The organism is Methylobacterium sp. GXF4 (assembly GCF_000272495.1).
Taxonomy (GTDB): domain Bacteria; phylum Pseudomonadota; class Alphaproteobacteria; order Rhizobiales; family Beijerinckiaceae; genus Methylobacterium; species Methylobacterium brachiatum.
Genome location: NZ_AKFK01000068.1, coordinates 24,577 through 37,260, shown reverse-complemented (window position 1 = coordinate 37,260; position 12,684 = coordinate 24,577). Strand labels below are relative to the sequence as shown.

Annotated in this window: 18 protein-coding genes; 15 read left to right on the top strand and 3 right to left on the bottom strand. The window is 71.3% G+C overall.

Going from position 1 to position 12,684, the window contains the following annotated elements; genetic code table 11:
- Positions 1 to 263: 263 nt before the first annotated feature.
- From WYO_RS18925 to WYO_RS18895, 7 genes are all read left to right on the top strand, one after another.
- A complete protein-coding gene (locus WYO_RS18925) occupies positions 264 to 842 on the top strand; it encodes a hypothetical protein (RefSeq protein ID WP_047170880.1) in 579 nt (192 codons plus the stop codon).
- Entirely contained in the window at positions 839 to 1,870 is a 1,032-nt protein-coding gene (locus WYO_RS18920) for a vWA domain-containing protein (RefSeq protein WP_007565448.1), read from the top strand. The genes WYO_RS18925 and WYO_RS18920 overlap by 4 nt, the downstream gene beginning before the upstream one ends.
- Before the next feature lie 2 nt (positions 1,871 to 1,872).
- The gene (locus tag WYO_RS18915) at positions 1,873 to 2,406 is read left to right on the top strand and encodes an SRPBCC family protein (RefSeq protein ID WP_007565446.1); all 534 of its coding nucleotides are present in this window, start codon (positions 1,873 to 1,875) and stop codon (positions 2,404 to 2,406) included.
- Positions 2,403 to 3,365, top strand: coding sequence for a YncE family protein (locus WYO_RS18910; protein WP_007565444.1), 963 nt, complete (start codon positions 2,403 to 2,405; stop codon positions 3,363 to 3,365). The genes WYO_RS18915 and WYO_RS18910 overlap by 4 nt, the downstream gene beginning before the upstream one ends.
- Positions 3,366 to 3,385: 20 nt before the next feature.
- Complete coding sequence (locus tag WYO_RS18905; RefSeq protein WP_039903359.1) at positions 3,386 to 3,883, top strand: hypothetical protein; 498 nt, start codon at positions 3,386 to 3,388, stop codon at positions 3,881 to 3,883.
- A 68-nt stretch (positions 3,884 to 3,951) separates the two neighbouring features.
- A complete protein-coding gene (locus tag WYO_RS18900) occupies positions 3,952 to 4,575 on the top strand; it encodes a response regulator transcription factor (RefSeq protein WP_039903365.1) in 624 nt (207 codons plus the stop codon).
- A gap of 351 nt (positions 4,576 to 4,926) precedes the next feature.
- A complete protein-coding gene (locus WYO_RS18895) occupies positions 4,927 to 5,439 on the top strand; it encodes a DUF1440 domain-containing protein (protein ID WP_007565441.1) in 513 nt (170 codons plus the stop codon).
- A gap of 35 nt (positions 5,440 to 5,474) precedes the next feature.
- On the opposite strand, the gene WYO_RS18890 is transcribed toward WYO_RS18895, so the two are convergent.
- Positions 5,475 to 5,735, bottom strand: coding sequence for a hypothetical protein (locus WYO_RS18890; protein WP_007565440.1), 261 nt, complete (start codon positions 5,733 to 5,735; stop codon positions 5,475 to 5,477).
- 179 nt (positions 5,736 to 5,914) lie between these two features.
- On the opposite strand from WYO_RS18890, the gene WYO_RS18885 reads away from it, so the two are divergent.
- The 7 genes from WYO_RS18885 (at position 5,915) to WYO_RS18855 (ending at position 10,140) form a co-directional block, all read left to right on the top strand.
- On the top strand, positions 5,915 to 6,523 hold the full coding sequence (locus WYO_RS18885; RefSeq protein WP_007565439.1) for a PAS domain-containing protein: 609 nt from the start codon (positions 5,915 to 5,917) through the stop codon (positions 6,521 to 6,523).
- Between the two features lie 100 nt (positions 6,524 to 6,623).
- Complete coding sequence (locus WYO_RS18880) at positions 6,624 to 6,854, top strand: hypothetical protein (protein WP_007565438.1); 231 nt, start codon at positions 6,624 to 6,626, stop codon at positions 6,852 to 6,854.
- Positions 6,855 to 7,099: 245 nt separating this feature from the next.
- A complete protein-coding gene (locus WYO_RS18875) occupies positions 7,100 to 7,483 on the top strand; it encodes a hypothetical protein (protein WP_007565437.1) in 384 nt (127 codons plus the stop codon).
- A gap of 38 nt (positions 7,484 to 7,521) precedes the next feature.
- Positions 7,522 to 8,175, top strand: a complete 654-nt coding sequence (locus WYO_RS18870) for a hypothetical protein (protein WP_007565436.1) — start codon at positions 7,522 to 7,524, stop codon at positions 8,173 to 8,175.
- A 270-nt stretch (positions 8,176 to 8,445) separates the two neighbouring features.
- Positions 8,446 to 8,901, top strand: coding sequence for a MucR family transcriptional regulator (locus tag WYO_RS18865; RefSeq protein ID WP_007565434.1), 456 nt, complete (start codon positions 8,446 to 8,448; stop codon positions 8,899 to 8,901).
- A 680-nt stretch (positions 8,902 to 9,581) separates the two neighbouring features.
- A complete protein-coding gene (locus tag WYO_RS18860) occupies positions 9,582 to 9,827 on the top strand; it encodes a hypothetical protein (RefSeq protein ID WP_007565432.1) in 246 nt (81 codons plus the stop codon).
- 34 nt (positions 9,828 to 9,861) lie between these two features.
- The gene (locus WYO_RS18855) at positions 9,862 to 10,140 is read left to right on the top strand and encodes a hypothetical protein (RefSeq protein WP_007565430.1); all 279 of its coding nucleotides are present in this window, start codon (positions 9,862 to 9,864) and stop codon (positions 10,138 to 10,140) included.
- Positions 10,141 to 10,158: 18 nt separating this feature from the next.
- Here WYO_RS18855 and WYO_RS32415 read toward each other — a convergent pair whose 3' ends face one another.
- The gene (locus WYO_RS32415) at positions 10,159 to 10,287 is read right to left on the bottom strand and encodes a hypothetical protein (protein WP_007565428.1); all 129 of its coding nucleotides are present in this window, start codon (positions 10,285 to 10,287) and stop codon (positions 10,159 to 10,161) included.
- A gap of 268 nt (positions 10,288 to 10,555) precedes the next feature.
- On the opposite strand from WYO_RS32415, the gene WYO_RS30485 reads away from it, so the two are divergent.
- A complete protein-coding gene (locus WYO_RS30485) occupies positions 10,556 to 11,062 on the top strand; it encodes a DUF3016 domain-containing protein (RefSeq protein WP_007565427.1) in 507 nt (168 codons plus the stop codon).
- A gap of 40 nt (positions 11,063 to 11,102) precedes the next feature.
- Here WYO_RS30485 and WYO_RS18845 read toward each other — a convergent pair whose 3' ends face one another.
- The gene (locus WYO_RS18845; protein WP_007565425.1) at positions 11,103 to 12,683 is read right to left on the bottom strand and encodes a PepSY-associated TM helix domain-containing protein; all 1,581 of its coding nucleotides are present in this window, start codon (positions 12,681 to 12,683) and stop codon (positions 11,103 to 11,105) included.
- Between the last annotated feature and the right edge of the window lies 1 nt (position 12,684).

Below are 12,684 nucleotides of genomic sequence, written 5' to 3'. Positions count from 1 at the left end.
CCCTCTGCGGGGGAGGGTGGCCCCCGAAGGGGGTCGGGAGAGGGGAGCGCCGCTGCCGGCAAAGGCGCGCCGGGCGACATATCCGGCACCGTCGCGCTGCCCCTCTCCCCCCCTGCTGCGCAGGGTACCCTCCCCCGCAGAGGGGGGAGGGAGGGCGCGTGTCGTCTCCGAAGCAGGCCTGCTTTCCGGCTTGAGAGAATCCAAGATCCGATCTGTGAGCCCGGTTAGCCGCACGCGCGAGGGCCTCCGTGCCCTGTCCCGCCATGCGTGACGCCGTTCGCCGCCTCTGGGGCCGGCTTCGGCCGCGGCTGCTCCTTGCCCTTCCGGTGCTGCTCGGCCTCGCGGCAGCGGGCTTCGGCGTGTCCGCCTGGCGGGCGGATGCGGCCAACCGGGGCATCGCGGCGCTCGAGGGCGGCACGGATCTCGACGTGGGGATCGGGGCGCCGGCGCCGCTCCTGCTGGCGCGGATCGGCTACCTCGCCGGCCACGGGCGGCTGGAGGAGACCGAGCCGCTGGTCGCCGCCCTCGACCGGGCCGGTGCAGCCGATGCCGCGTCCCGCGCGCGCTACCGCATCGCCAACGCCCGGATGCGGGACGCCTTCGGGCTCCTGACCCGGGGCGCCCTCGACAAGGCCGGCCCCCAGGTGACCCTGGCGCGCCAGGATTACCGCCGGGCGCTGCGGGACCGGCCGGATTTCTGGGACGCGAAGTTCAACCTCGACGTCGCCTCGCGGCTGATCCGCGACTTCCCGGAGTTCGACCGCGCCAGCGGCGACGAGATGCGCGCCGAGCCGAAGCAGATCTGGACCGACATCCCCGGGCAGCCCCGAGGTGGCCCATGAGCCGGCAAACCGTTCTCGGCGGCCTGCCGCTCGCGCGCAACCTGCGCGGCCGCCGCTTCCAGGCGCTCGCCCTGGCGCTGACCCTGGTGATCGCCGCGCTGGTGGTGCCTTCCCTGCCGGTGACCCGTGCGGGCGTCGGCGTGCTGGCGGTGGTGGACATCACCGGCTCGATGAACGTGCGCGACTACGCGGCCGAGGGCCGTCCGGCGAGCCGTCTCGAGACCGCCAAGGCGGCCCTGCGCCGGCTGGTGGCGGACCTGCCCTGCGGCTCGCGGGTCGCGCTCGCGCTGTTCACCGAGCGCCGCCCGTTCCTGCTGTTCGAGCCCGTGGAGGTCTGCGCCGAGTTCGCCCCGCTCGACGGTGCCCTGGCGGCGCTGGACTGGCGGATGGCCTGGGAGGGCGACAGCCGCATCAGCGCCGGCCTGTACCGGGCCATCGAGATGGCGGCGGGGCTCGGCACGGACCTGCTCTTCGTCACCGACGGCCAGGAGACGCCGCCGCTCCCCGCCGGCCAGGTGCCGCCCTTCGAGGGCAGGCCGGGGGCGGTCCGCGGCCTGATCGTGGGGGCCGGCGCCTACGGCCTGTCGCCGATCCCGAAATACGACGATCGCGGCCGCGAGAGCGGCTTCTACGCCGAGACCGACGTGCAGCAGGAGAACCGGTTCGGGCCGCCGCCGGCCGATGCCGAATCCCGCGCCGGCTACAATCCGCGCAACGCCCCGTTCGGCGCCGCCGCCGCCCAGGGCAGCGAGCATCTCTCCTCGGTGCGCGAGGGCCATCTCAAGCAGCTCGCCGCGATCACCGGCCTCGCCTACGCGCATCTCGACGGGCCGGGCGGGCTCGACCGGCCCCTGATCGAGGCCGCGACGCCGCGCCCGCTGCCCGGTCGGATCGACCCGCGCCCCGCGCTGGGCGCCCTGGCGCTCGCCCTCGTGCTCGGCGTCCTGCTGGCGGGGCCGCTGCGCGGGCTGGCCCCCCGCATCACCCGGTTCACCCCCACCCACCGTTTGCGTTTCCGGAAAGCCTGATCATGCGTCGCGTCCTCACCACCCTCGCCATCCTGCTCGCCGCCGGCACCGCCCTGGCCCACGGCCCGACGCCCCAGAAGGTCGACCAGACCATCACCATCCGGGCGACGCCGGACGCGGTCTGGAAGGTGGTCGGGCCGTTCGGGGGCATCGGCGCCTGGCATCCGGATGTCGCCAAGGTCGAGGCCACCGGGGGCGACGGCGCGGGCGCCGTCCGCAAGGTCACGCTCAAGCGCGGCGGCACCCTGGTCGAGGGCCTCGACGAGTGGAAGGGCGCCGAGCGGACCTACTCGTACCGGATGTCCGACCCGGATCTCGACGCCCTGCCGGTCTCGTCCTACTCGGCGACCCTCACGGTGACGCCGGAGGGCGACGGGGCCAAGGTCGAGTGGATGGGTCGGTTCTACCGGGGTGATACCGGCAACGAGCCGCCCGAGAACCTGAGCGACGCGGCCGGCAAGGAGGCGATGAACCGCTACTTCGCCGAGGGCCTCAAGGGCCTGAAGGCGAAGCTGGAGGGCGGGCCGCAGCGATGAGACGCGCGCGGCGCCTTCTTGGGCTCGTCGGCCTCGCGCTCGCCGCCGGGCCGGCGGCGGCGGGGTCGGTCTGGGTCGCGAGCCAGCAGGGCGCCCGCGCCACCCGGATCGAGCGGCCGGACGGCGCGCGAGTCGCAGAGGTTGGCGCCGCGCTGGCGGTGGCCCCGTCCCCGGCGGTCGTCGCGGCCGGTCCCGGCGGGCGGCTCTATCTCAGCCACCCCGATGGCCGCGCGATCACGGTAATCGCACCCGATGGGGCGATGCGGCGCTGGCCGGTCCCCGGCCAGGCCTTCGGGCTCGCGGCCGACCCGGACGGACGCGCCCTCTATGTCGGCGACTGGTCCGGCAACCGGGTGCTGCGCCTCTCGGCGGAGACCGGCGCCGTCGAGGCCGAGGTCGCGGTCGGGCGCGACCCGGCCGGGCTCGCCCTCGGCGTGGACGGGCGGCTCTACGTGGCCGAGCGCGAGAACCGGAGCGTCGGTGTGGTCGACACAGCCCGGATGGCGCGGATCGCCGGAATCCCGGTTGGCGACGGCCCCTTCGCCCTGGCCTACGATCCGGTCCGCGACCGGGTCTACGTCGCCAATGTCCGGAGCAACGATCTCACCGTCATCGACGCCGGCGCGCTCAATCCCGTCGCGACGGTACCGGTCGGGGCAAGCCCCTACGGCGTCGCCATCGGCCCGGATGGCCGGCGTGTCGTCGTCACCAACCAGCATGCCGGAACCGTGTCGATCGTCGATGCCGAGGCGCTCGCGGTCGTCGCCACGGTGCCGGTCGGCCGCTATCCGGAGGGCGTGGCGATCCTTAGCGGACGCGCCTACGTGGCGAACTGGTTCTCCGACGACGTGTCCGTGATCGACCTCGCGGCCCTGACGGAGACCGGCCGGATCCCGGTGGCCGAGGGTCCGCGCACCGTGGCGGCGGTCCGGCCGGTCCCGGGGGAGGCCGGCCGGTGAAGGGAGCACTCGCCAGCCTGATGGTCGCCGGCCTCGCGCTCGCCGCCTGCGACCGGCCCCCGGAAGCGGGATCGGAGGAGGGGCAGGCCGTGGTGGCCCGCACCGCCGAGAGCGACTTGCCGGCCTGGCTGTCGCCCACCGACGGGACCGACCCGGCGCGCTGGCTCGCCGGCCGGGAGGCCGGGCACCCGGTGCCGGCGGGCTCCGACTCCGTGCGGGCGCTGCAGGACGCCCTGGCGGAAGCCAGGACCGTCTTCATCGAGGATCCGCGCATGATCGCCAACCGCACCGCCCAGCTCGAGCAGATGCTCGCCGAGATCGGCAAGACCGAGCGCTCCGCGTCGCTGCTCACCGGGTTCAGCGCGGTGGCGGCCCGGCGCGGCCGCCACAAGAGCCTCTACGGGGAGATGTGCCAGCACTACTTCAACACCCGCGCCCGCGGCATCGACCATGCCGCCGCCCTGGCCCTGCTCGCCGACCGGTTCGCCCCCGGGCTGGGGCCGGGAGAGGCGCCGTGAGCGCCGCGCAGCGCCTCGCCGCCCCGGGCCCGACCCAGCCCGCGCGGTCCGTCCGAGCCCGGGACCTCCTGATCGTCGACGACCACCCGATCGTGCTTCAGGGCTTCCGGCTGCTTGCCGAGGAGGCGGGCATCGCGCGCGTCCACGAGGCCCGGGACATCGTCGCCGCCTACCGCACCTTCCACCGTCACCGGCCGGGCGTGGTGGTGACCGACCTGAGCTTCCGGGACGACGGCCTGTCCGGCCTCTCGCTGATCCGCCGGATCCGCGCGCTCGAGCCGGAGGCGCGCATCCTCGCGCTGAGCATGCACCGGGACCCGGTCATCGTCGCGCGGGTGCTGGAATGCGGCGCCCTGGGCTTCGTCCTGAAGGATACGCCCGCCGCCGCCTTCCTCGAGGCGCTGGAGGCGGTCGCCAACGGCCGCTCCTACCTGCCCCATGACATCGCCATCGAGATCGCGATGCTGAATGCCGGCGCGCACGACCTGCCGCTGGCGAATTTGAGCAGCCGGGAGATGCAGATCCTGGTGCTGATCGGGAAGGGCAAGCCCTACGACGAGATCGCCGAGATCCTGACGCTCAATTACCGCAGCGTCGTGAACGCCACCGCGACCCTGCGGTCCAAGCTCGGCGTCGGCAGCATGGCCGAACTCATGCAGATCGCCGCCTCCCAGGCCCGCACGCGACCCTGAGGCAGGCGCAGGCGCCGGCCGAGACACCAGATCTCACGGCGCGTACGGGATTGCAGCCGAAGTCACGGGCTCTCGCAATATTCTGCGGGGCGTGTTGCGCGCCGCCGATATTTATTCAGTCGATCCCGGAAGTGGATCGAACATGTGTTGTGATATCCCGGTGCGTCCGAGCCTAAAATGCCGAAAAATCAACGGCTCTCGTGTTGGGATCGGAAAGTTTCTCTTGTTAGCAGGGTCCGCCGAACGCGAATCATCTCGGGCCGAACGCGGTCCCTCAGGCGGCTCGCCTGGGCCGGCGGGATGACGTTCGGACAATAAGAAATCCAGAAGCCGTCGAGGCGGGGGTCTGTCATGCGCGTCAACGCGACCGTGGTTCCAAGTTACGATTACAAGACGGCCCTGGCCGCCGGGTTCCTGGGCGGAAACCTGTCGAGCTTCGTCAAATGGGGCTCCGAGATCCCGTTCCCGCCCCGGGAGGCCGGGCGTATCTCGCCGCCCTTCGCCATCCTCAAATGGCTCGGCCTGAACGTCGAGGCCATGACCTATACCTTCACCGGGCACGTCCTCAATTACGGTGTCGCGCTGATGCACCAGGGGTTCTCGGTCTTCTTCGGCCTGCTCTACTGCCTGACCGCCCTGACCTTCCCGCTCGTGACCTTGGGACAGGGTATGGCTTTCGGGTTGATCGTCACCGTCCTGTTCCACGGCCTCCTGTTGCCGCTCGGCGGCTGGGCCCCGCCTCTGTGGCAGATCTCCGGCCATGAGGCGTTCTCCGAGGTGTTCGGTCACCTGCTCTGGGCCTGGTCGATCGAGATCGTCCGGCGCGACATGATGGGCCCGCCCCTGAACGCCCGACGCGTGTGATCGGAGGCGCTTCGCCCGTCCGCCGCGGGGGCGGCTTACCGGGGCGCCTCCTCGGCCATCGCCGCGACACGGGCGACGAAGCGCGCGCGCGTCTCCGGGCCGACCCGCAGCAGGTAGGCCCGTACCAGGTCGAGGAGGGCCGTGGCGTCCGGCAGGTCGCCCTCGGTCGGCACCGCCGCGTCCGATACGAAGAAGCTGGAGACCGGGACGCCCAGCGCGTGCGCGATCTCGCTCAGCGGGCTCCCCGGCGATGGGCTCCGGCTCGCCGCGCCCGACGGTTTGGATTCGTCACACATGATCGGTTCAACGCGGCTCGGGACCGGTTGTGCGGGAGACGCAGCGGGGTCCTGCCGTTCCAACCGGCCTGCGGCGGGAATGCACCCCGATCCGATCATGAAATTTTCGACAGATTCCGGGATGAAATGGTACGGTTGCGCACCAAATCGTCCTGGTACAGCTCGGCGGGATCGACACGATGGGACAGCGCTCGAAGACGCCGGTCAACGCGATCGACGGCTTCAGTGAACCGCTCGACCGGCTCCGCGCTGCCCTCGAAGCGTCATGCGTGGTCGGCGTCTGGGATTGGGACATCGTCCGTCACGTCGTGGTCTACGATGCCGGCGCGGCGCGCCTGCTGGCCGGCGATCCCGCGCTGGCGGAGACCGAGCTCGACGGCTCGACCGCCATCGGCGCCGTCCATCCGGCCGACCATGCCTGGCTGCTCGATCATGTTCAGCAGGCCTCGAGGACCGGCGGCCTGGCGGTCGCCGAGTACCGGGTGGTCGCCCCGGACGGAACCGTGCGGTGGCTGCTGAGCCGCGGACGCATGTTCCAGGATGCGAACGGGCGTCCGGTCCGGTCCCGCGGCATCATCATCGACATCACCGAGATGCATCAGGGCAGCGAGCGCTACGTCTTGAGCGACCTGTCGGCGCCGGCCGATGCCCTGGAACGGGCCGCCGATCTGGCGATCGCGCTGAAGCGCACGCTCGACGGTGACACGCCGGCCGAGGTTCGCGCCGCCGCCGACGTGCTGCTCATGAGCCTGGGCCGCGCGATCGCGCGCAGCAGCTTTCATCGCTGAGCCGGGTTCGGCGCCCGAACGAGCCCCTCTGCGCCCGGGCCGCGGGAACATGCCTCGGCCCTTCGGTCTTGGCCCTCCACGGATCACCCGGGAGGATCACATGGGACAGGATGTCGACGCGGCGCGGGAAGCCTTGGGAACCGTGCCGCCGGCTCGACCGGCGCGCGCGGTGAAGACGCCCGACGCCGGCGCCGGGGGAAGCGGCCCGCACGCGCCGGGCCATCCCGAGGCCGAGGCTCCGGGCGATGCCGCCCCGGAGAGCGGCGGCTACGACACCCGGCCGCCCGTTCCCCGGCCGGACAACCGCAAGGGCGGATACGGCGCCGGCTGAGGCCGGTCGGGTATGGCGGCCGCCGCCTCGGGCGACCGAGGGGCGGCCGCCTGGGGGATTCAGGCATCGCGCGGCTGGTCTTCGCGATGGGCGCATTTATTCGTTAGATATTAGAGGACAATTTTTTGGAACCAAACGTGCTCGGCCTCTGAAATCCTGAAGCTTGATCTGTAAATCCTCGCCGCGTGGAACGTATCATGTGCCTGCGGGATTGATGGGGTCCGGAATGATCCACGGAGACCATCATGCGTACCCCCCTCGCCGTCCTCGCCATTGCTACGCTGTTCGGCTCGAGCGCCCTCGCGCAGACCACCGTGACCGGGACGCCGGCTGCTCCTGACGCGAAGACCAGCCAGCAATCGGGTGGCCAGGAGAGCGTCACCCGTCCGAACACCGACAAGATGGCCCCCAACGGCGGCACGACCGCGGCCCATGCCAACGTCCAGCTCGAGAAGGGCGCCAACAGCTTCACCGAGGGCGAGGCGCGTTCGCGGCTCGAGAAGTCCGGCTTCACGGACGCCAAGAACCTCAAAAAGGACGGCGACGGCATCTGGCGCGGCACCGCCATGCAGGGCGGCAAGCAGGTCAACGTGGGCCTCGATTTCAAGGGCAACGTGGCGGCGCAGTGATCCCCTGATCCTCACGACCTTCACGCAGGAGAATTCTTATGGCTCAGCAAACCATCACGGCCCTCTACGACCGTTACGAGGATGCCAGCAACGCCGTCAGCAAGCTTGAGGCGGGCGGCATTCCGCACGGCGACATCAGCATCGTCAGCAACAACGAGGGCGACCGTCATGCCGGCCGCACCGCCACCGACGGAACGCATGTCAGCGACGACACCAAGGAGAAGGCCAAGGACGGCACCGGCACCGGCGCCACCCTCGGCACCGTGGTCGGCGGCGCGGCCGGCCTCCTGGCTGGTCTCGGCCTGATCGCGATCCCCGGTGTCGGCCCGGTCGTGGCCGCGGGCTGGCTCGTCGCCACCCTGACGGGTGCCGGGATCGGCGCCGCCGCGGGCGGCCTGGGCGGAGCCCTGGCCGGGGCCGGCGTCAGCGAGACGGACGCGCATGCCTACGGCGAAGGCGTACGCCGGGGCGGGACGCTCGTCACGGTCCGCGTCGACGATGCGCGCACCACGATGGTGCCGATGGTCATGGATGTCCTCGAGGAGCACGGCTCGGTCGATCTCGACCAGAAGACCAGTGCGTGGCGTGCGGATGGTTGGGAGGCTCCGGCCCCGGCTGCCGGTACCGCCATCACCGGCCCGACCGACGGTCGGAGCCGTGTCCGGGCTTATCCGGGCACCACGAGCCTCTGATCGGTCGCTGCGCGACCCGACACAATCCGGAGCCCTTTAGGCTCCACGCGACGGCCGGGACCTATGTCCCGGCCGTTTCTCGTTCAGGCATCCCGAATGGTAGGGTGTCGCCGAGCAGAACCGGCGATCCCGCGGCTAACGTTCCGATTGTGGCGCGGCTAAGGACGCTGGACCTGCCAACAGAATAGCGTTGAAAGCCGGATTTGGTGTGTTGAATCCTTAGTCGGTCCGAAACAACAAGGGGATGCTGCACGATCTGAAGGGGCCAATATGAACGAGACATCCTATGGGAAATCTTCCAACTTCACCGAGTTGGCGGTTGATCTCGTCGCCGCCTACGTGGCGAACAATCCGGTCCCGGCCTCCGAGCTGCCGGCGCTGATCGCGCGCATCTACGGTGCGATCGCCAGCCTGGCGTCCGGAACGGCGCCGGTCGAGAGCGGTGCCGCCGCGCCGGCCGTCGACAAGCCGAGCCCGGCCCAGATCCGCAAGTCGGTGCAGCAGGACGGGATCGTCAGCTTCATCGACGGCAAGACCTACAAGACGCTGAAGCGGCATCTGGCCGCCAATGGGCTGAGCCCGCAGAGCTACCGCGAGCGCTACGGCCTGCCGGCCGACTATCCGATGGTGGCCCCGAGCTATGCCGAGCAGCGTTCCGCCCTCGCCAAGGCGATCGGGTTGGGGCAGCCCGGCGCCATGGCCAAGCGGAAGGGCGAGGCCGCCTGAGCGGAGCCCATCTCCGACCGGGCAGGCGCTGGCTCGGAGCCGCGCCCCCCGGCGGGATCGGCGGCGTCGGAGAGCCTGCCCGCCCCGGCGGTCAGGGCGACGGTTTGCCGGTCAAGACAAGCGTGTTCCGACATTCCGGCTCGTCCGCGGCGGTGCCGAACGCGCCTTTCCCGCCCCCGGACGCGACCGACGGGTCGGTCCGCTCGCCCGCGATCCGCGCGGCGTGGCGATGATCCGGGCCTCCGGGAAGCCCGTCCCGATCACGTCGAGGGTGATGCTTCGCGGTCGAGCGCGAGGAGCGGGCTGACTTCCAGGTGCGTAGCGGCGGTCGGCTCACGATCACCGGCCGCGCTGACGCGGATCCCGTCGGGCTGGAAGCTCGGCCCCGACCCTCGCGTGAATGGACCCCTCGCTCTCGCGCCTGAGCGTGATGCCGAACGCGTCCTCGACCCGTTCCCGATTGCGGCAGCCCGCGATCGTCCGGACCCACCGGCTTCCGCGGCTTGCACCGGCTGGGCGAGACCGGTCTCCACAACCCATTCATGCGGTTGTGGATGCATCGTGTGCTGCCTATGTATAGAACATAAAGTGAACATAGGCGCGTGGCCGGGCGGCCGGCTGTCTCGATGCCGCGGCCTTGAACGGAACCGGAGGGCTGTCGATTGATCGAGGAACGGCCGATGCCGACGAAGCTCTACCGCTTCCACTGCACGGACGGGCATGAGCTGGTGACCGACCTCAAGGGCAAGCGTCTGCCGACGACGGCGCAGATGCGCGTCCATGCCGAGCGGGTCGCGCTCGGGCTCATGGAGCGGGTCGAGCGGTTCGACTGGTCGGGCTGGCAGGTCGAGGTCTACGACGCCAAGGGGCGTCGCGTCTGGATCCGGGCGTTCGTCGACGTGAACGTGGATGTGCAGGCCGCGTGAAGCGCGACGGCCCCCGAATACGAGGAGAGACAAGATGGCGTTCAAGCCGAAATCCGCCGCGGAGACCAAGGCGAAGGATCTGGGCCTCGCGCTTGCCCGGATCGCCGAGGGCGACGGCACGCCGGCCAATATCGGGGTCGATCAGCTGCGGCGGGTGAGCCCGCGCCTGACGCCGCTGGCGGTCGGCCAGATGGTCCGCAAGGAGCGGGGGATCGTCGAGGCGACCTTGGCCGAGCGCGGCCTGGCCCTGGTCGACTATGCCGATCAGGGGCCGGGTCGCGGGATGGAATTCGTTATCGACGCGGCGGGATGATCCGGTCGGGCGGCCCGATCAGGCGACCGCCGGACGACCCCGCAGCAGACGGCCGGCCAGTCGGAACGGCAGGAGCGGCAGCTTGAACAGCGCCGTGACTGCCAGGACCGCGATAACGGTGAGGATCGCCAGGAAAGAGTTGAGCAAGCGGTGCGCGCTCCCATGAAGGGCTGCCCTCGCGGGCTGATGACCCCAGGTGGCGCCCGGAACGCGGCGAGACTATGGACGCCTCAGCCCTCGATTGCAGTCATGCGCGCCCGGCCGATCGATCTCCGTGTCGCGGAAACGGAAGGCCACGCAAGGGGTTTTCCCTTTTGCGCGGGGCCCGCCCGCACCGGTCCCGGCGAGCCGGAGGGCGGCGCGGCGACACACCGCCGCAACCGCGCGGCACGATAGGCAGGATTGTGAGAGCGATATGAGCAAGCGCGGTGCAGGCAAGGCCGGCCTCGTCCTGGCCGTGCTCCTGGCGGCCGGACCAGCGGCCGCGGAGGTCCAGGTCCGCTACGCCACGCCGGAGCGCTTCACGGATGCCGAGAACCGCTTCGCCTTCGGGCAGCCGCTCCGGGTCACGCTGGCCGAGCTGACCCGGATCCTGGTCGATCTCGGCACTGCCCGTCTCCGGCCGGACGAGCGCCTCGACATCACGATCCTCGACATCGATCTCGCCGGGTTCGACCGGCCCGGTTTCGCGTCGCCGACGGGCGTCCGCGTCGTGACCGACGCCACGCCGCCGCGGATCCGCCTGGCCTACGCGCTGCGCCGGGGCGGCCGCATCGTCGCGCAGGGCGAGGATACGGTCACCGACATCAATTTCCTGCTGACCGCGAACCCGCGCTTCTCCACCGGCGGCCTGTATTACGAGCGTCAGGTCCTGCGCGACTGGTTCGCGCGCCGCTTCCCCGCGGGGGCCGAGCGCGGTTGAGCTGCGTGCCCGGGGCGGTCGCCGAACCCGCCCGCGGCCCCTATTCGGCGGCCGTGCCGCTGAAGGCCTGCCGGTTGGCGCCGCGGGCGCGCGACGGCCGGCTGCCGTCGTAGCGGGCGGCCTTGCCGGCGGCGAAGAGCAGGAGCGCCGCCAGGCCCAGCAGGACGAGATCGACCCCGACGAAGAGCGGATCCACCGGATCGCCGGCGCCGTAGGCCCGCTGCATCCGCCAGCCATCGGCCAGAGCGGCCGCCGCGTACAGGGCGGCACCCACGATCAGCACCTCGGGCCAGGCCCGCCGCTGCGGACGCAGCAGGCCGACCGCGGCGATCAGCACCCAGACCGCGAAGAACCCGCGGATCTCCCAGAACGCCCGGTCGGGCAGCCCCACCGGGAGGATCCGGTTGGCCAGGAAATAGGCCGCGATGGCTGCCGGCAGCCCGGCGATTGTCGCGATGTTGAGGCCCTGGACGAGGCGCAAGCCCAGATGCGGCGCGCTCCCGGCCGCGGTCGTCTTGGGCAGGCGCGCCACCGACCACAGCAGCAGGCCCGTCGCCACCATGGCGCTGCCGGCGAGCCCGCACAGGAAGAACAGGACGCGTAAGCCCGGCCCGGCGAAATGCGCCTCGTGCAGGCCGACCATCGTGGTGAAGGTCCTGGCCGCCGGCTTCAGCCCGCCGGCCCGGACCTCTACGACGGCCCCCGTGGTGCCGTCGAAGGCGACCTGCGGGTGCTCGTGCGAGAGCCCGTGCGGCTCCTCGAACACGACCACCACGGTGGCGTTCGCGTCCTTCGGGTTGACGATCGAGATCCGCTCCAGGGGCTCGTGGATCGTCTCCTGCGCGCGCCGCACCATCGGGCCGACGGGAGCCAGGGTGCCCGGCCGGCCCGCCGGGGGGCGCGGCGCCGTGATCTGGCCGGCCTCGGCGAAGAAGCGTTGCGTGTCGCCCCGATAGGCCGCGGTCATGCCCCAGGGCATGTACATGAGCGACAGGGTGACCAGCCCCGTATAGGTGATCATCAGGTGGAACGGCAAAGCGAGCACGCCCGTGACGTTGTGGGCGTCGAGCCAGCCGCGCTGGGCGGACTTGTCCCGTCGGAAGGTGAAGAAGTCGGCAAAGATCCGTCGATGGGTGATGATCCCCGAGATCAGCGCCACCAGCATGATCATCGCGCAGATGCCGACGATCCAGCGGCCCCAGAGAGGCGCCATGTTCAGCTCGAAGTGGAACCGGTAGAGGAAATCGCCGCCGCGTGTCTCGCGCAGGGCGGCCGGCGCCCCGGTCTCCGGATCGAGGAACACGTGGCTCGGCGGCTGGCCCGGCCCTGTCCGCCAGAACAGTTCGAGCAGGGGCAGGTCCGGGCGCGGCGGCGTGATGAACCATGACCGCGCGCCCCCCGCCTGCGCCTGCAGGTAGGCGACGCCGCGCTCCACCGCGGCGGCCGTCGCGTCGGGGTCCAGCACGGTCCCGGCCTGGAGCTCGGGCCGCATCCAGCGCGAGATCTCGGGCCGGTAATAGCTCGCGGTCCCGGTGACGAAGACCGCGAACAGCACCCAGCCGACGATCAGCCCGGACCAGGCATGCAGCCACGCCATCGACTGCCGGAAGTTGTTGCGCATC